The following is an 18181-nucleotide window of genomic DNA, read 5'->3' as shown; positions in this document are numbered from 1 at the left end:
TGCAGGGCCTCGTGCTGCAGCACGCGGCGATGCACCCGGCCCTGCTCGCGAACGGCAACAACGCGGCCCTCATCGAGGCATTGCGGACCGCTCGCCTCGTCGACGACGCAGCCGCCGTGGCCCTCTCGCGCGCGCATGCGGGCCTGCTCGCGCGCGCGATCCGCTGCACGCTCGACGCGCGCCCGCGCGTGGTCGCGCGCGACGCCGCGGTCGAGGACGATGCCGCCGCGATCGTCGCCGCGTGCCGTGGCGCGGGCTTCGATTTCGCCTGAGCCGTGCGCGCATTCCGGAGGCCGGGCGCGGCCGCTACCGGTCGCGGGCACGACGACGCGTCGGGGGCTTCTCCGTCCTGCCGTCCGCGGCGTCGCCGGCGCGCGGTCCGAAAGTGCAAAAATGCCGACGAACCGCCTCGGCGGGCAAGGAGTGCACGATGAGCGAGCGTCCGGAATGCGATCTCGTGATGAAGGGCGGCATCGCGAGCGGCATCGTCTATCCGCGCGCGATCGCGCGGCTCGCCGCGCACTATCGCCTGCGCAGCGTCGGCGGCGCCTCGGCGGGCGCGATCGCGGCGGCGGCGGCTGCAGCGGCCGAATACGGTCGCGACCGCGGTGGCTTCGAGCGACTCGAAGTGCTGCCCGACCTGCTCGCGCAGACCGATGACGGTACCGCGCACGGGGCGACGCGCCTGTTCCGCCTGTTCCGGCCGCAAGCGCGGACCGCGCGCCTGTACCGCCTGCTCGTCGCCGGACTCATGCCCGAGCAGCCGCGCTGGTCGCTCGCGCTGTTGCGCTGGTTCGGCGCCGCGGTGCGCAACTTCTCGCTCGCGGCGCTCGGTTCGTTCGTCGCGGCCTTGGTCGTGCTCGCGCCGCTGCTGTGGCGCATCGACTACGCCGCCGGCGGCGCGTCGCCGTGGCTCGCGACGGCTGCCGCCGCCATACTCGGTCTGCTCGCGTTCGCCCTCGCCCTCGCGGCGTGCATCCTCGGCCACGCGGTGCGCGCGATACCCGCGAACGGTTATGGCCTCTGCTCGGGCCTCGGCGATGCCGACACGCTCACGCCGTGGCTGCACGGGACCCTGCAGTCGCTCGCCGCGCTCGAGCCCGACCGGCCGCTGCGCTTCGGCGATCTGTGGCGCGGCCGCGATCCCGCGCCGGGCTATGTCGCCGGATCCGCGCGCCTGCACGCGGAGGAGCGCCGCATCGACCTGCGCCTGATGACGACGGCGTTGAGCCACGGGCGACCGTACAGCTTCCCGCTCGACAACGAGGCGTTCTGCTTCGACGCCGACGAGATGCGCGCGCTGTTCCCCGCGAGCGTGGTCGAGGCGCTGATCGCGAACTCGCCCGAGCACATCGCCTACGGCGAACTGCGCGGGCTGTATCGCCTGCCCGCGATGGAAGACCTGCCGGTGATCGTTCCGGTGCGCATGAGCCTCGCGTTCCCCCTGCTGCTCTCCGCGGTGCCGCTCTGGCGCACGCGCATGGCGCCCGATCCCGAGCACCGCGGCGGCTGGATCGGCACGGCCGAGCGCGTGTGGTTTTCCGACGGCGGCATCTGCAGCAACTTCCCTATCCACTATTTCGACGCGCTCGTGCCGACGCGGCCGACATTCGGGATCAATCTCGTCGATGCCGAATACCTGCCGGCGCACGCGAAGGAACCGGCCGACTTCGTCTGGATGCCCGACCACAACGGCAGCGGTGCGACGACGCGCACGGTGCCGGTCGAACGCGACGGCCTGCGCGGCTTCCTCGGTGCGATCATCACGACGATGCAGGCGTGGACCGACAGCATGCAGCTCGCGATCCCCGGCTATCGCGACCGCGTCGTCGCGGTCCGGCTGCGCGCGAGCGAGGGCGGCCTCAACCTGCGCATGTCGCCCGCGCTCATCCATCGCATCGCGACGCGCGGCGCGAGCGCGGGCGAGCTGCTGCTCGCGCATTATGCGCAGCGCGACCCACCGCCGGGCAGCGTGACCGGCTGGCGCAACCACCGCTGGGTTCGCTACCGCGTCGCGATGCGCGTGCTCGGCGAGGCCCTCGCGGCGTTGCGCGAAGCGGAGGCGCTGACCGCGGACGGCGAAGCCGCGCTGCAGCCGATGCACGCGGATCCGCCGAGCTACGACTTCGCGTCGGAGCGCCAGCGGGACGCCGCGTTGCACGCCTACCGCGACCTGCTCGCGCTGGCCGACCGCTACGCGGCGATGCAGGCCGAACTCGGCTATCCGCCGTTCGACCACGGGCCGCACGACGGCCCACGTCCGCGTCCCGAACTGCGCATTCGCCCGCCCCTGTAGGACGGCACGCGCGCGTGCCGCCGGCCGCGGCCCCTACGCGGCGTGGCCACCCTGCAGGGTGCCGGGCGGCACGCGTCGCGCGGCCTGCCAACGGAGGCGCACGAGTTCGGCGATCGCGGCGGTCTCGGCGAGCGGCGGTGGCTGCGGTCGCGCATCGGTATCGCCGAGGCGGCGCAGGTGCCCGCTCCCGACGAGTTCGGCATGGAATGCGGCGAGCTTGCCGCGGATCGGTCGCGCCGCCCACGTGTAGACGGGCCTCCCGGTCGCGCACGCTTCCGAGATCATGTTGACCGAATCGGGCGTGACGACGATGCGGTCGGCGTGGGCGAGGAAGCCCGCGTACGGATTCTCGCCATCGGCGATGCCACCCCAGAACCGGCCGGGCATCGCCGCGAACCGCGTGCGCAGGCGCGCCGCGAGCGGTGCCGGCGTGCGACGCGACACGCTGACGAGAAAGCTGCCGCCGTCCGCGTCGTGCCAGGCGAGCAACCGCTCGAGGAGACCGTCGAAGTACGCGTCGTCGAGCGTTTGCGCGCGATTGGAACCGCCGACGAGCACGGTCGTGCGCGGCGACGGACATGCGGCGAGGCCGGCGAAGCGCGCGCGGCCCTCGGCGAGCCAGGGCGGATCGACCGGGTTGAGCGCGCCGATGCTCGAGATCACGTTCGCGCCGTCGACGTGGTCGTGCTGTGGCGCGATCACGAGGTCGAACGCGTCGCTCGCGATGCGCGGATCGAGGATCTGCACCGCGTACGTGCGGCCTTCGCTCCACGCGCGCAGCTGCCGCGTGACGAGCGCGGCGCGGCGGCCGCAACCGATCGCGAGATCGGGCCACGGCGGCTGCAGCGCACGGCCGTCGCGGCGGCGTATCGCGCCTGCGGAGCCGAGCACGAGGCGGGGCGCGAGCAGGTCCCAGGGTTCGCGCAGCACGACGTCCATGGGTTGCGCCGCGAGGCCGAGCGCGCGCGCGAGCGCGAGCGCCTGCCGCGCATTGCCCGCGGCGCCGTCGCTGATCGCCCAACACGTGGTCGCCGCTGCCATGGTCGCAGCCTAGCCGACACGGCCGCGTCGCGCGAACGCGCGGCCATCGTTCGCCCCTGGAAACGCTGTATCGACGGCGCGCGCCTTGTCGGTCGACGAGGCGTGCCACATCCTTGAGGGAGCCGACGTGGTACTTCCAACCCGGTGCGGAAGCCGGCGCCGCCATCCACGTTCTTGGCCGGTTGCACCCGCTGCCGTTCCACTCGCCATCCCCATGCACAGGAGTACGTCCATGTTCCGCCGCATCGCCCTCGCCAGCGCGCTCGCGCTCGCCGCGTCACCGCTGTTCGCCGCCACCTACACGCTCGATCCGGGTCACACCCAGGTCGTCTTCAGCTGGAACCATTTCGGCTATTCGAACCCGACCGCCCAGTTCGGCAAGGTCGAAGGCACGCTCGAATTCGATGCCGCGAACCCGACGCAGGGCAGCGTGGACGTCAGGATTCCGCTCGCGAGCGTGAACAGCAACGTGGCCAAGCTCGACGAGCACCTGCAGTCGCCGGACTTCTTCGACGCCGCGAAGTACCCGCAGGCGACGTTCAAGAGCACGAAGGTCGAGAAGGGCGCCGCCGAAGGCCAGCTCAAGGTCACCGGCGACCTCACGCTGCACGGCGTGACCCGTCCGGTCGTGCTCGACGTCAGCGTCAACAAGGTCGGCGAGCATCCGATGCGCAAGGCGCAGGCGGCCGGCTTCGACGCGACGACGACGATCAAGCGCTCGGACTTCGGCATCACGAAGTACGTGCCCATGGTGAGCGACGACATCAAGGTGCGCATCACGAGCGAGGCGATCGAGGCGAAGGCCTACGCCGAAAGCCTCAAGCCGAAGGGCTGATCGCGACCGCCGCACACCGATCGATCGGTGGGAGCGGCGGGAGCCGCGATATTTTTTGCTTTTCTCTTCCGGAAGAGCATCGCGGCTTCCGCCGCTCCCACAAGCCGCTCCGCCGAGGGACCGGCGGATCAGCCTTTCTTGACGCCCTGGCCCTTCATCGCTTCGAGGCCGGCGAGGTTGATGCCGGCGACCGCGGCCTTGAGCTGGTCCATGCTGTCGGCGTCACCGCTGAGCTTCACCGAGAAGCGATCGCCGAGCACGATGCCGTACTCGCCGCGCTTGTCCTGGCCGTCCCACTCCTCGTGCACGAGGCGGCCGTCGACCTTGTAGGTCTTCTCGTAGCCGTGTTCGGTCTCGCGTTCCTGCTGCAGCGCGGCCCAGCCGGCCATCGCCATGATGCCCTTGGCCGAGCCCATGTCGGTGACCTCGAGGCGCAGCGTGCGCCCCGAAGCCTGGTCCGAATAGGTCGCATGCGCTTCGGAGACCTGCATGCCGAGCGCACCGTTCTTCTCGGCCGAGAAGTCGGTGCGCGCGAGACCGGCGAGCGTGGCCGGCACGAACGGCTTGAGCAACTCGGGCGACAGCGCCTCGACCTGGTCGCCGCCGCCGAGCGCGGCACCCATCACCGCGCCCATCGCCTTCGCCTGCGCGTCGGAATCGCCCGACTTCTGCGCGGCCTCGAGCTGCTTGCTCGCGGCTTCCATCTTCTGGCCCGCGGCGGCGAGCTTGCCGAGTGCGCTGTCGGCGTCGATCGTGACGCTACTGCCGCTGTCGCCGAGGCGGACGCCACCGGCACCCGCACCCATCATCGCGCCGGCGCCGATGATGCCGCCGACGACGATGGCGCAGATCCAGCTCAGCACGATCGCGATGATGACGCTGACGGCCGTGTAGCCAGCCGCCTTCTCCTGCGGCGCCTTCATCGTGTGCGGCAGGCCGAGGTAGAGCAGGTAGATGCCGTAGATGGCGCCCGCGAGCGCGACGAGCCAGCCGATGAACGGGACGATCTGCGCGGCGCCGGCGACCCAGCTCGCGGTCCACGCGTAGGCGACCGTCTTGAGCGCCTGCACCGGATTCTTCTCGCCGCCGAAGCTCGGCGCGAGTGCGTCGATGATGAGCGCCATCACGTACGCCATCGCGAGCGCGAGCGCGTAGCCGACGATCGCGCCCGTGATGCCCGCGCCCATGCCGGCACGGTACGTGACGCCGAGGAAGCTCGTGCCGATGATGCTGCCCTTGATGAAACCGGCCACGGCGGGAATCGCGGCGAGGATCGCGATCCAGTTCTTGTAGAGGTCCGGCACCGTCGCCGGCTCGGTCGCGATGACCGGCCATTCGGTCTTCGGCGTGAGCAGGATCGCCTTCACGCGCGCAATGATCTTGTTGATATCCATGTATTCCCTCCCGGTTGCTGGTCGATGGGGGTATCGAACGAAGCCGCGGCATTCTAGGCTACCCGGCCGGTCGACGTGCCGGCGGGCCGATCACGGCGTTGCCGTGAAGCGCTTCACATACTGGTTGGCATGTCTTGTGCTGGTAAACTGCAAAGCTCTGTCCATGGAGTAGAGCATGTCGCGACCCAATCCCGCGGCGGAAAGGACGATTCCCGCCAATGCCGAGAACCGCTACCGGGTGTCCCCGGCCGACCTGCCGTTGAGCTGCCCGATGCCCGGCATGTCGCTGTGGAACTCGCATCCGAAGGTGTACCTGCCGATCGCCGAGGACGGCGGCCACGCCAAGTGTCCGTATTGCGGCGCCGAATACGATCTCGAAGCCTGAGCCGATAACGCATGGCCGAGCGCCGCCTGACCGTCGTCCAGCTGCTGCCTGCTTTCGAGGCGGGCGGTGCCGAGCGTTCGGCGCTGGAGATCGCGCGCGCGCTCGTCGAGGCCGGCCATCGCTCGATCATCGTCTCGGCCGGCGGGCGCATGGTCGAGCGCGCCGAGCGCGAGGGCAGCGAACACGTGACCCTGCCGATCGGCGCGAAGTCGCTGCGCGCGCTCGCACAGGTGCCGAAGCTGCGCGCGTTGCTGCGCCGGGTCGGCGCCGACATCGTGCACGCACGCTCGCGCATGCCGGCCTGGGTCGGCTGGATCGCCGTGCGCGGGCTCAAACCGCGGCCGCATTTCGTCACAACCGCGCACGGGTTGAACAGTCCGGGCATGTACAGCGCGATCATGACCCGCGGCGAGCGCGTCATCTGCGTGTCGAACACGGTGCGAGACTACCTGCTGCGCAACTACCCGCGCACCGATCCGAACAAGCTCGTCGTGATCCCGCGCGGGATCGACCAGAACGACTATCCATTCGGGCACATCGCCGACAATTCCTGGCGCGAGTGGTTCTTCGCCGAGTTCCCGCAGCTCGCGGGCGCACCACTGCTGACCTTGCCCGGTCGCGGCACGCGCCTCAAGGGCCATGCCGACGCGATCGAGCTCGTGTCCGACCTCAAGGCGCGCGGCATCCCGACGCGCCTGCTGCTGCTCGGCGCGCGCCAGGAAGGACGCGAGGCCTACGTCGCCGAACTCGAGCGCCTCGCGGCCGAACGCGGTGTCGCCGACCAGCTCGCGATCAGCGCGCAGCGCGACGACACGCGCGACGTGTTCGCCGCATCGGCGCTCGTGCTGCAGTTGTCGAACAAGCCGGAGTCGTTCGGCCCCACCGTCGTCGAGGCGCTAGCGCAGTGCCGGCCCGAGCACGGCTACGACCACGGCGGCGTCGGTGAACTGCTCGCCGACCTCTACCCGGCCGGGCGCGTGCCGCCGCAGGATCGCGAGCGCCTGACCGAACGCGCCGCCGAACTGCTGCGCGCCGCGCCTCCGATCGCGCCGCTGCAACGCTACCGCCTCGCCGACATGCAGGCGGCGACGCTCGCGCTGTATCGCGAGATCGTCGCGGCCCGCTGAACCCGCCGCGGGCGCGGCTAAGATGCACGGGTTCCGCACCGGACCTGCCGTGACCCCGAACCTCGTCGACCGCGCGCCTCCGTGGGCCGCCCTGCTCGTCATCGCCGCGATCGTGCTGCTGCCGGTCGGCCGCGCGGCGGAGGCGCCGATCGCGATCGGCGCGATCGGCGGACTCGCATTGCTCGCGCGCGGTCGCCTGCGATTCGGCGACGCGACCGTGAAGCTCGTGCTCGTGCTGTTCGGCGCGTACTGGCTCGCCGCGCTGTTGTCGGGGTTCGGCGCGGTCGCGCCGGGCAAGACCTGGTCGACCGTCGCGACGACCCTGCGCTTCCTGCCGTTCGCGCTGTTCGCCGCGTGGGCGCTGCGCGACGCCGCGCGCTGGCCCGCGGCCGTCGCCGCGGTCGCGAGCGTGGTCGTGCTGTGGGCGCTCGACGCCTGGGTGCAGATGGCGACCGGATACAGCCTCGGTGGTGCGGCCGAAGCCGAACGCGTTTCGGGCATCTTCGGCGCCGGCAACCTCAAGCTCGGGCCTGCGCTCGCGACCCTCGCGCCTTTCGCGCTGCTCGCCGCGCGCGCGCGCTGGCGCACGCGTGGCCTCGTGTTCGCCTACCTGTTCCTCGCGCCACCGATCCTGCTCGCGGGCTCGCGCGCGGCGTGGCTGTCGTACGCGCTCGTCGGCGCGCTGCTCGCCTGGCACGAGACGCGCCGGCCGCGCCGCTTCCTCGCGGTGTGCGCGATCTTCGCGCTCGGCCTCGGTGCGATCGGCGCGCTCGCGCTGCACGATTCCGCGCGCTTCGGCGCACGCATCGAACGCACCCTGCGCGTGCTCCAGGGTACCGAGGCCGCGGTCGACGAGGCGTCGGCGGGGCGCCTGAGCATCTGGCGCACGGCGCTCGCGATGAGCGCCGCGCATCCGCTCACCGGCGTCGGCGCGCGTGGCTTCCGCTACGCCTATCCCGACTACGCGGCCGAGGATGACCGCTTCGTCGACACCGCGAGCGATACCGGCGCATCGCATGCGCACCAGATCGTGCTCGAGGTCGCCAGCGAGACCGGGCTCGTCGGCCTGCTGCTCTGGCTCGCGGGCGCGTATGCCGCGCTGCGCGCGTGGCGCCGCGCGGACGCCGCCGCACGCGAGCGCGCGCGCGCGCCGGCGCTCGCGCTCGTGTCGATGTGCTTCCCGCTCAATACGCACCTCGCGTTCTACTCGGCGTGGTGGGGCCTGCTTTTCTGGTGGCTGCTCGCGCTGTACTGCGCGGCGCTCGGTGCGCGCGAGGCCGACGCGCGTTGAAGGCGACGACATGCGTGTCGCGCGTGCCGCCTCGCGTCGTGCGGGTCGCGCGCTACTCCTTGAGCACCATGTCGATGCACATGACCGCGGCCATGATCAGCGGGCGCACCGTGTCGTCCGGCGCGACCGCGCGGTCGATCGACAGCATGTAGGTGTCGGCGGTCGTGAACAGTTCCTTGCCGAGGCCCGACCATTTCTTCGTCACGCTCGCGAGTTCGCGCTCGCCGGCCTTGAACTTGAACTCCCAGCTCGTCCACTTGCCGACGAGCGTGCACAGCAGCTTCTCGTTCGCGTCGAACACGTCGAACGCGCCGCCGATCGAAAAGAACTTCTGCTTGAACAGGCCGACCACGCGGCCGCTCTCGTCGAGCACTTCGACCTTTGACAGGAACAGCGAGATGCCGCGCTTCACGCCCAGCACCTTGCGGCCTTCCGGCGTCGTGATGCGCACGTCGAACGGGGTCATGCGCTTGTAGTCGGTGAAGCGCAGCAGCCGGGTGAAGAAGCCGAGCTCCGGCTCGCGGCACTCGAGCACCTTGCGGCCGCTCGCAGGGTCGAAGATGTCGAAGTTGTTGGCGGCCTTGAATAGGCCGACGTGTTCCTCGACGAGGTAGAGGTTCTCGCGCAGGGCTGCGTGCATGGGACGTTCCGTCGTGGGGAAAAGGGCGCGCCTCGGGATGCCGCGCACGCGCGCGACGCAGGTGCGGCGCGTGTCATGCGAACGGAGGGTCCCCAGGGCGATCGCGCGCGCGTCGCGCGCGCTGCCGCGGCGCATGCTACGCGCAACCGGCGTTCCAGGCCACCGCGATCGCTACGGCTTGCGCTCGCGCAGCAGGCTCAGCGCGAATGCGCCGACGAGCGCGGCGCCGAGCGCGAGCACGCCCCAGAGCAACCATTGCCGCCAAGGCGTCGGCGCCGGTGGCGGCTGCAGCGCGGCGTCGCCGCCGCTCGCGCGGCCTGGGCCGAGCGTCGCCTGCGGCGGCTGCCAGTCCTTGCCGCGGCTCGCGCGCAGGCTCGCGAGCGCGGCCTCGAGCGGATAGTCGGGCCGTCGCGCGGTCGCGCTGCCGACCGCGAGGCGGTACGGCGCCGCGCCTTCGGCGAGGAACACGAAGCGGTCGGGGCGGAACGCGAACGCGAGTCGCGGCGGACTCGCAAGCGGTGTTCGCGCGGCGAGGCGGAACGCGTCGAGGCGGCGTGCGGCGGCGAGATCGACATCGCCGTTGCGCAACGTGTCTTGGCCCGAACGCACGCGGAACGCGGTGAAGCGCGCGAGTTCGCGCCACGCATCACCTTCGCGCGCAGCCAGGGTGAGCGCGGCGAGCGCGTTGTCGTCGGCGAGTTCGATGCGTGCCTGCTCGACCGGCAACGCGGCGGGCAGCGCGTACGCGTACTGCGCGGACGCGCTCGCGCGCTCGTCGGGCGGCAGTTCGACCGGGCGCGCGTCGATCCAGCGTCGCGTCGGCGCCGACGCGGCATGCTCGATGACGCGTACCGACGCACGCAGCCCGCGCAGCGCCTCGCCGTCGTCGACGCGGCGCAGGCGCAGGTACTTCGCGCGCACGTCGGGCAACGCGACGTCGTTGCGGTCGAGGCGTGCGTCGCCCTCGCGCAGCGACAGCACGCTGCCTTCGCCGACGCGGCGCCAGTGCTCGAGGTCGTCGCCGGCGGAGATCTCGAAGCGCGCGACGACGCCGCTCGCGGGCTCGTCCCACGCAAGGACGAGGCGCTCGATCCCGCCGTCGAGCCCGCTCGCATCGACGATCCACGCGCGCTCGACGGGATTCGTCGTCGAGGCGTCGCCCGCATCGAGGCGGCGCAGGCGGCCACGCGCATCGCGCTCGATCAGCAGGCGCAGGTCGCCGCCGGCCTCCGACGTGCCTGTCGGCAGCGCGAGCATCGGCACCGCCTCGATGCGTTCGCGCGCCTCCATGCCGGGCTCCGCGGCGATGCGTGCGCAGGGCACCGGCTTGCCGTCGGCGTTAAACACCGCGATGTCGCGCAGTGCGGGATCGCGCACCCAGGCATAGACCGCGGGATCGAGATCGATGCGCCAGGCACCGCTGGCGACGCCGGCGGGCGTTTCGATCGCGAACGCGTACGCGTAGTCGCGCAGTTCCGCCGCCGATGCGGACGCGGCCGCGAACGCGGCGAATGCAGCGAGCGTGCGGATCACGTCGCCGCTCCTTCGCCGGGCTCGCGCGGCGGCGCCGGCGCGAAGTAGCCGATCACGGTGCAGAGCAGACCGTAGGCGATGAACGAGGCGATGCCGAACAGGTTGCCGAGGCGGGTGCGATCCACCAGCAGCAGTTTGGCGAGCACGACGGCCATGAGTACTGCGCCCGCGAGCCAGAGCGCACGCTGGCCGCGGCGTGAGCCGACGACCCAGCCGAGTACGCCGAGCACGCTCCAGACCACGGTGAGCGAGGTTTGCGCGAGGTTCGAGGACCACAGGTGTTCGTCCCAGGCGATGCCGCCGAGCTGATGCGCCGCGCGCAAGGTCGCCGCCGTCACGAACAGGAATCCGCCGGCCGCGAGCAGCAGCCCGCGACGCGCCGCGAGATCCCGCGGCGCGGCCGCGTCGGCGAGCCAGCGCGCGCCGAGCAAGAGGACGCCGACCTGCACGAGCTCGACCGGATCGAGCACGGGCAGGAACGGCAGCGGTGCGCTGTCGCCGTCGTGCCAGAGCAGGCCGAAGAACGCGCACGCGGCGACGAACGCCTGCAACAGCAGCAACGTGCCGCGCCATTCGCCGAAACGCGCCGCGAGTGGCACGCCGATCCACGATGGCCGCGACAGCGCGAGCGCCCACGCGCCGAGCAGCGGCGATGCCGCGAACGCAGCGTGCCAACCCGAGCCGAGCTGGAGGTCGCGCGCGAACTGCTCCAGGGCGACCGCGATCGCGCACGTCCAGGCCCACGACCAGCCGATATGCGCGAGCGCGGGCGTGGCGTCGCGGCGATCGCCGAGTTGCGACATCGCGATCACGCCGGCGAGCGCGTACGCGGCGAACGCGGCGAGACCCCAGCCCGCGAACGGTCGCAGGCCGGCATCGCCGAAGGCGAGCGCGACGACGACTCCGGCCGCGAGCGCGAGCCCCGCCGTCAGCGCCGTCGCGAACGCCTGCGTTCGACGCGCGGCGATCGCGGCGAAGGCGGCGGTGAGCGCAAGCAGTGCGAGCAGCGCCGCGGGACGCTGCGGCGCCGCCACGAACCGGTCGATCTCGCGCATGCCGGCGCCGAGCCACCAGGCGAGCCCCCACAGGTACAGCAGCACGCACGCCTCGCGCCGCGCGTCGGTGCGCCGGTGGTAGAGCCACGCGCTCGTGAAGGCCGCGAGCGCGATCAGCAGTGCGCCGATGCAGGTGCCGTTCGCGATCGCGATCGTCTCGTTCGAGGCGGCGCCGTCGGCGAGCGCCCACGCGAACGCGAGCGCGGCCAACGCCTGCAGCACGAGACCCGCGATGCGCGGCAGCCGTCGCTGCTCGCGCAACCCGAGCCAGACCAGTGCGGCACCTTCGAGGGCGAACGTGCACGCGGTGCTGCGCGCGCTCAGCGCGAGCGGCACGGCGAGCGTCGCGAAGCCGACCGCGAGCACGGCGAACGATTCACCGAGCACGCGTCGGCGCGGCAGCAGCGTCGCGGCGAGCACGACATAGAGCACGGCGAGCGCGAGCGCCGACCATGCGAGCGGCATGCGCTCGCCGTCGAGCAAGGCGGCCTGCAGCGCGAATGCGACGAGTGGGTTGCCGAACACGAGCGTGCCGTCGACGGGGTCGCGCTGCGTCGCCGCCGGACGCAGCGCATGCAGGATAGGAATGGCGAGGTAGATCGCGAAATAGGCGAGCAGGAACGGCTCGGTGCTGCCGTACAGCGCGGGCTCGTAGCGGAGCACGCCCCAGAACGTGCCGATCGCGTACGTGAAGAAGAAGCCGAGCAGGTTGAGCGGGCGCCACGCTCGCACCCAGGCGATCGCGAAGATCGCGAGGTTGAGCAGCGCGTAGTACGAGAACAGTACGACGTGATCGCCGCTGCCGGTGGAGATGAGGATCGGCGCGGCGAACCCGGCGAGGATGCCGAGCACGGCGAGCGCGCGTGCGTCCTGCAGCACCGCCAGCGCGCCGGCGCCGGCGACGAGCACGAGCATGAGCGCGAACGCAGCGCCCGCGGGAAGCAGGTGGTAGAGGCGGAATGCGGCGAATACGGTGAGGAGCAGCACGCCGATCGCGCCACCCTGCAGGGTCAGGCCGAACGACGGTCGCCGCGCGCGCTCGCGCCAGCCGAACGCGAGTGCGGCGATCGCGGCCAGGGCGACGGCGGCCAGCCGCAGTTCGATCGGCAGGCGCAGCCAGCCCTGGTCGGATGCGTACTTGAGCAGGGCGGCGACACCGGCGAACAGCACGAGCATGCCGACCTTGACCGGCACGTTGCCCTCGCTGAACCAGCGTTTGAGCCACGCGCCGAGGCGCTGCAGCGGACCCGGCTCGGCCGGTCGTGTCGGCGTCGGCATGCGTGCCGTCGGCGTCGACGGAGGAGCCGGCGCCGTGGCGGGTGCAGGCGCGGCCGTGGCCGCGGCGGCGACCGGTGGCGGTGCCGGCATCGATTCGATCGTCGGTGGCGCCGCTGCGCCGGTGGATCCTTCGCGCACGGACGGCGTCGATCGGGCCGCCGTCGCCGCCGTTTCGCGCGCAGCGAGCGCATCCGGCACTGCCGCGGCGTCCGGCGCCGCCTCGGCGCCGCCTGGCGCGGGTGAACGGCGCAATGCCTCCACCTGCTTGCCGAGCGCGTCGACGCGCTCGGACAGCGCGCGCAGGCGTGCGAACGCGAGTCCGAGCGCGAGTCCGCCGAAGAAACCGAAGCCTACGTTGTTGCCGAACGTGCCGCCGACGAACAGGCCGGCGATGCACGCAGCCACGACGATCAGGAACCCCATGCCTTCCTCCCCCAGTCAGGCCGATGATGCCGCATGCCGAAGCGCAGGGACGCGGCGTCGGCGCATTCGGGCACGTTGGACATGCGGGCCGGCGAACATCGCGTGGCCGCGCGGCCGTTACGGATCGTACAGCGGCGGATGGCCCGGCGGTCGCGTCTTGAAGCGCTTGTGCAGCCAGAGGTACTGCTCGGGCGCCTCGCGCACCATGCGCTCGATGCAGGCGTTCACGCGCGCGGTGTCGGCGACGACGTCGCTGCCCGGGAACGCCTCGAACGGCGCCTCGAGGCGGATCGCGTAGCCGCCGTCCGCGGTGCGCCGGTGGAAGAACGGCACCACCTTCGCGCCGGACAGGCGGGCGAAGTGATGCGTCGCAGTGATCGTCGCCGCGGGCACGCCGAAGAACGGGGCGAAGACGACATCCTTGCCGCGCATGTCCTGGTCGGGCGCGTACCAGACGGTGCCGCCGCCCTTGAGGTAGCGCACGGTCTGGCGCAGTTCGTTCTTTTCGAACATCGCGTCGGCGTAGCGCAGGCGCGCGCGCTTGATCGCCCATTCGAATGCGGCGTCCGCGTGCTCGCGGTACATGCCGGCGATCGAGATGCGTTGCGACACGAGGCGGGCGCACAGCTCCAGGTGCGAGAAGTGCGCGCCGACGAGCAGCACGCCGTGCCCCGAGGCGCGCGCCTGCTCCAGGTGGTGCAGGCCTTCGAACACGACCGGGATCCGCTCGATCGCGCGTCGCGAACCCATCCAGGCGAGCGAGAACTCGACCAGCAACGTGCCCGAGTCGCGCAGGTTCTCGCGCAGCAGTTCCGCGCGCTCCGTCGGAGTCAGCTCGGGAAAGCACAGCTCGATGTTGCGCGCGGCGACGCGCCGCCGCTCGCCGGACACGCGGGCGGTGATCGCGCCGAGGAGGCGGCCGAGTCGCAACAGCACGGGGTGGGGCAGCAGCGCGACCACGCGGATCAGGGCCAGGCCGATCCAGGCAGGCCAGTGCCGCGGGGCGAGCAGGGCGGGGCGGAACGACGGGGCGGCTTGCGGCATGCGCGGATTATGCTTGAGGGAGGGCCGTTGACTGGGGCACGCGCGCCGACGCGGGCGTTTCGGCCCTTGGTCTCAGGTCCCGGCCCTCGCTCGGTATACTGCCGAACCTCCCTTCGCCGTGCGCCCGTGTTCCAGCGCTTCATCTACACGCTCACGCTCTACCTGCTGACGCCGTTCGTCGTGTACCGGCTCGCCGCGCGTGGCATCAAGTACCACGGCTACTTCGCGCGCTGGCGCGAGCGTTTCGGCTTCTTCCCCGATCCGCGCATCCGCGACAGCATCTGGATCCATGCGGTGTCGCTCGGCGAGGTCAATGCGGCGATCCCGCTGATCGAGGCGCTCATGCGTCGCTACGCCGATTCGCAGTTCGTGATCACGACGGTCACGCCGACCGGATCGGACCGGGTGCTGCGCCTGTTCGGCGACCGCGTGTTCCACGTCTACCTGCCGTACGACCTCACCACCGCGGTCAAGCGCTTCCTCGATCGCGTGCGGCCGCGCCTCGCGGTGATCATGGAGACGGAGATCTGGCCGAATCTCTTCATGACCTGCGCCGAGCGCGGCATTTCGATCGTGATCGCGAACGCGCGCCTGTCCGAGAAGTCGCTGCGCGGCTACTGGCCGATCCAGCCGCTCGCGCGGCGCGCGATCCGTTGCGCGAGTTTCGTCGCGGCGCAGTCGGCATCGGACTACGAACGCCTGAGTCGGCTCGGCGCCGACGCGTCCCGCCTGGCGATCGTCGGCAACCTCAAGTTCGACCTCGCGGTGCCGCCCGGCGTGAGCGAGCGCGGCACGGCGTTCCGCGCCGCCGCCGGTGGCGCACGTCCGGTGTGGATCGCGGCGAGCACGCACGAGGGCGAGGAGATGGTCGTGCTGAAGGCGCACGCCGACGTGCTGCGCCGATTCCCGGACGCGCTGCTGCTGGTCGCGCCACGCCACCCGGAGCGCTTCAGGCCGGTCGCGACCGCGTGTCGTGCCTACGGCTTCCGCACGGGCACGCGCAGCGAGGATGGCGGCGCGGATCCCGCGTGCCAATGTTTCGTCGTCGATTCGATGGGTGAGCTGATCGAGTTCTACGCGGCGGCCGACGTCGCCTTCGTCGGCGGCAGCCTCGTGCCGGTCGGCGGCCACAACCTGCTCGAACCCGCGGCGCTCGCCCGACCGGTCGTGGTCGGCCCGCAGACGTTCAATTTCGCCGAAGTCACCGAGGACCTGATCGCCGCGGGCGCCGCCTGCCGCATCGCCGACGGCGACGAACTCGGCCCGGCCGTCGTGCGGCTGCTCGCACGCGACGTCGAGCGGCGCAGCATGGGCGAGGCGGCGCACGCCGTCATGGCGCGCGAACGCGGCGCGGTCGATCGCACGATGGCGATCGTCGAGACCGTGCTCGCAGACGCCGCCAAGCGGGAATCGACGAGCGGTGTCCGCGCGCGGTAGGGCGGTCCGCGCAACGCGCGTGCCGCCGCCCGCCGCGGCGAACCGAGGCGGCACGCGATGCGCGCGCCGCCCTGCGGCTCCGTCACTCGAGCAGGGCGTTGATCGCCTCGAGATCCTTGACTTCGATGACGCCGGCGGCCTGCTTGAGCAGGAGACCGTTGATCACGAAGTTGTGGCGCGCGGTCGAGTACGCGCTCTGCGCCTGCAGCAGCGTCTGCTGGCTGATCAGTACGTCGACGATCGTGCGCGTGCCGACTTCGTAGCCGGCCTGGGTCGCCTCGACGGAGCTCTGCGCGGACACGACCGCGGCCTTGGTCGCCTCGACTTCGCTCGCGCCCGCGATGACGGAGCGATAGTCGTTGCGCGTCGCGGCTTCCACCTGGCGCCGGTTGAACTCGTACTGGTCCTGCGCGAAGTCGCGGTTGTAGATTGCCTGGCGCACGCGTGACTGGGTCAGTCCGCCGCTGAAGATCGGCACGTTGAGCTGCAGCTGCACGGTGTTGCCCCAGCGCGGGTCGCCTGCGGAATCGTGCACGCTGCCGAGGCCGCCGTAATGCGAATCCCCCCAACTGGGCGCGCGGCCGTAGCTGAGGCTGCCCGTGATCGTCGGCAGGTGGCCGGCGCGCGCGGTATTGATGTTCGCGTTGGCCGCGTCGACCTGCAGCGCGGACGACTTCAGCGCGGGATTGTTCTTCAACGCGACGTCGACCCATGCGGCCGGGTCGTCCGGCGTGGGATGGTCGAGCGGCAGTGCCTCGCGCAGTCGCTTGAACTCGCCCGGCTCCTTGTTGGTGAGCTGGCGCACGGTCTCGCGCGCGGTGTCGACCGCGTTCTGGTTGCTGATCACGCTCGCGACCGCCTGGTCGTGCTGCGCCTTGGCATCGTTGACGTCGGTGATCGCGGCGAGACCGACTTCGAAGCGCTGCTGCGCCTGCTCGAGCTGGCGTGCAAGCGCCTTCTCGTTGGCGTCGGAGAACCTCAATGTGTCGATCGCGGTGAGCACGTCGAAGTAGGCGCGCGCGACGTTGATGAGCAGCTGCTGCTGGGCCGCATCGTAGGTCGCCGCGCCCGCGTCCGCGGTGTAGTGGCTCGCCTTGAGCGCGGTCCACTTGCTGATGTCGAGGATGCTCTGCGTGAGCGTCGCACTGGTCGAGCGGGTATACGTGGTCTTGCTGATGCCGTCGACGGGAACCAGGTCGCTCGGATCGTTGGGGTTGGCGGGGTTCGGCACCAGCGTGACGCCGTTCTCGCCGCCGCGCGAACGCGTGAAGTCGAGGTTGACGCCGATCTGCGGCAGCAGCAGCGCGCGCGCCTGGTCGACGTTCTCGTCGGTCGCGAGCTTGGTCGCCTCGGCGCCGGCGAGCGTCGGGTCGGACGCGCGGGCTTCCTGGTAGATCTGCAGCAGGTCGTCGGCGTGCGCCGCGCCTGCGGCGAGGCTCAGCGCCAGGGCCAGCGACAGGGAACGAAAGCGGATCATCGGTTCATCCTCGGGGAGTGTTGTTCTTGCGGCCGGCTACAGCGTGAAACGCCGTGGCGGTTCGGCATGGCGCAGGTACGGCACGTCGGTCTCGAACAGGCTCTCGCTGCTCCAGCGCGAGTCGGGCGCGCGCTTGTAGAGCGTCACCTGCTGCGCCGGCGATTCGCCGACGATCGCGAGAAGGCGGCCGCCGGGCTTGACCCACCCGCGCGCGCATTCCGGCAGCGACCACGTCGCGCCGCCGATGACGACGGCGTCGAACGTCTCGTTGCACTCGAAGTCGAGCAGCGCGTCGGCCGTCACGACCTTCGCGTTGCGAACCTGCGCGGCGGCGAGCCTGGCGCGCGCGCCTTCGGCGAGATCCGCGTGCTGCTCGACGCTGGTCACGTTGCCGGCGAGGCGCGCGAGGCAGGCGGTCAGGAAACCCGTGCCGGTGCCGATCTCGAGGACTTTCTCGCCCGGCTGCAGCGCGAGCGCCTGCAGGACGCGGCCCTCGATCACCGGCTTGAGCATCACCTCGTCGTGGCCGATCGGCAGCGCGAGGTCGGCGAACGCGAGGTTGCGATGACGCGCCGGCACGAAGTCTTCGCGCCGCACGTCGCGCAGCACGTCGAGTACGCGCGTGTCGAGGACTTCCCAGGTACGTACCTGGTTCTCGACCATGTTCTGCCGGGCCTGCTCTGTGGTGGTCAACATTGCGTCCTGCCGTCGCACGAAAAAGGGTCAAGAGCATAGGCACTCGCCGCTGCCTCGGCAAATCCATCGTTGGCGATCGCCTGCCGCGCGCCGAAGTGCCGGAAGTCACCGGCACGTCGTCGCGTCAGGCGGCGACGGCACCCGCCGGCGGCGCGACCAGCCGCTCGCCGAGCGCCGGCCGGGCCGCCGTCACGGCCGCCGCGAGCGCCGCGTCGATGCGTGCGAGGCG

General features: G+C 71.5%; 15 protein-coding genes. 7 read left to right on the top strand and 8 right to left on the bottom strand.

Annotated features, from left to right (window positions below; genetic code table 11):
• Positions 1–272, top strand: a 272-nt coding sequence (locus VI238_RS10700; protein WP_331651142.1) for a hypothetical protein, incomplete at its 5' end; no start/stop codon positions are given.
• A 158-nt stretch (positions 273–430) separates the two neighbouring features.
• The gene (locus VI238_RS10695; RefSeq protein ID WP_331651140.1) at positions 431–2296 is read left to right on the top strand and encodes a hypothetical protein; all 1866 of its coding nucleotides are present in this window, start codon (positions 431–433) and stop codon (positions 2294–2296) included.
• Positions 2297–2329: 33 nt separating this feature from the next.
• On the opposite strand, the gene VI238_RS10690 is transcribed toward VI238_RS10695, so the two are convergent.
• Positions 2330–3337, bottom strand: coding sequence for a mitochondrial fission ELM1 family protein (locus VI238_RS10690; RefSeq protein WP_331651138.1), 1008 nt, complete (start codon positions 3335–3337; stop codon positions 2330–2332).
• Positions 3338–3569: 232 nt separating this feature from the next.
• Here VI238_RS10690 and VI238_RS10685 point away from each other — a divergent pair, with 232 nt between their 5' ends.
• Positions 3570–4172: a YceI family protein gene (locus VI238_RS10685; protein ID WP_331651136.1), complete on the top strand. Its 603-nt coding sequence runs from the start codon at positions 3570–3572 to the stop codon at positions 4170–4172.
• 128 nt (positions 4173–4300) lie between these two features.
• Here VI238_RS10685 and VI238_RS10680 read toward each other — a convergent pair whose 3' ends face one another.
• On the bottom strand, positions 4301–5566 hold the full coding sequence (locus tag VI238_RS10680; protein WP_331651134.1) for a Yip1 family protein: 1266 nt from the start codon (positions 5564–5566) through the stop codon (positions 4301–4303).
• 175 nt (positions 5567–5741) lie between these two features.
• Here VI238_RS10680 and VI238_RS10675 point away from each other — a divergent pair, with 175 nt between their 5' ends.
• From VI238_RS10675 to VI238_RS10665, 3 genes are read left to right on the top strand one after another with little or no spacing between them, the layout of a single operon-like run.
• Positions 5742–5951, top strand: coding sequence for a zinc-finger domain-containing protein (locus VI238_RS10675; RefSeq protein ID WP_331651132.1), 210 nt, complete (start codon positions 5742–5744; stop codon positions 5949–5951).
• An 11-nt stretch (positions 5952–5962) separates the two neighbouring features.
• Entirely contained in the window at positions 5963–7078 is a 1116-nt protein-coding gene (locus tag VI238_RS10670) for a glycosyltransferase (RefSeq protein WP_331651130.1), read from the top strand.
• Between the two features lie 49 nt (positions 7079–7127).
• Positions 7128–8369 carry an O-antigen ligase family protein gene (locus VI238_RS10665; protein ID WP_331651128.1) on the top strand — a complete coding sequence of 414 codons (1242 nt, stop codon included), beginning with the start codon at positions 7128–7130 and terminating at the stop codon, positions 8367–8369.
• Between the two features lie 52 nt (positions 8370–8421).
• Here VI238_RS10665 and VI238_RS10660 read toward each other — a convergent pair whose 3' ends face one another.
• The 4 genes from VI238_RS10660 to lpxL form a co-directional block, all read right to left on the bottom strand.
• Entirely contained in the window at positions 8422–9009 is a 588-nt protein-coding gene (locus VI238_RS10660) for a phospholipid scramblase-related protein (RefSeq protein WP_331651126.1), read from the bottom strand.
• A 171-nt stretch (positions 9010–9180) separates the two neighbouring features.
• On the bottom strand, positions 9181–10542 hold the full coding sequence (locus VI238_RS10655; protein ID WP_331651125.1) for a DUF3999 domain-containing protein: 1362 nt from the start codon (positions 10540–10542) through the stop codon (positions 9181–9183).
• A complete protein-coding gene (locus VI238_RS10650; RefSeq protein ID WP_331651124.1) occupies positions 10539–13298 on the bottom strand; it encodes a DUF2339 domain-containing protein in 2760 nt (919 codons plus the stop codon). Before VI238_RS10650 ends, VI238_RS10655 begins: the two co-directional genes overlap by 4 nt.
• A gap of 117 nt (positions 13299–13415) precedes the next feature.
• Positions 13416–14342, bottom strand: coding sequence for an LpxL/LpxP family Kdo(2)-lipid IV(A) lauroyl/palmitoleoyl acyltransferase (gene lpxL / locus VI238_RS10645; protein WP_331651123.1), 927 nt, complete (start codon positions 14340–14342; stop codon positions 13416–13418).
• Between the two features lie 126 nt (positions 14343–14468).
• Here lpxL and waaA point away from each other — a divergent pair, with 126 nt between their 5' ends.
• A complete protein-coding gene (gene waaA, locus VI238_RS10640) occupies positions 14469–15779 on the top strand; it encodes a lipid IV(A) 3-deoxy-D-manno-octulosonic acid transferase (RefSeq protein ID WP_331651122.1) in 1311 nt (436 codons plus the stop codon).
• 82 nt (positions 15780–15861) lie between these two features.
• Here waaA and VI238_RS10635 read toward each other — a convergent pair whose 3' ends face one another.
• Positions 15862–17256, bottom strand: a complete 1395-nt coding sequence (locus VI238_RS10635; RefSeq protein WP_331651120.1) for a TolC family outer membrane protein — start codon at positions 17254–17256, stop codon at positions 15862–15864.
• Between the two features lie 36 nt (positions 17257–17292).
• Positions 17293–17952 carry a protein-L-isoaspartate O-methyltransferase gene (locus VI238_RS10630; RefSeq protein WP_331651118.1) on the bottom strand — a complete coding sequence of 220 codons (660 nt, stop codon included), beginning with the start codon at positions 17950–17952 and terminating at the stop codon, positions 17293–17295.
• Between the last annotated feature and the right edge of the window lie 229 nt (positions 17953–18181).

It is taken from the genome of Dokdonella sp. (genome assembly GCF_036518555.1).
GTDB lineage: Bacteria > Pseudomonadota > Gammaproteobacteria > Xanthomonadales > Rhodanobacteraceae > Dokdonella_A.
The sequence above is the reverse complement of the archived record's forward strand: the minus strand, read 5'-3'. Positions and strand labels throughout refer to the sequence as shown.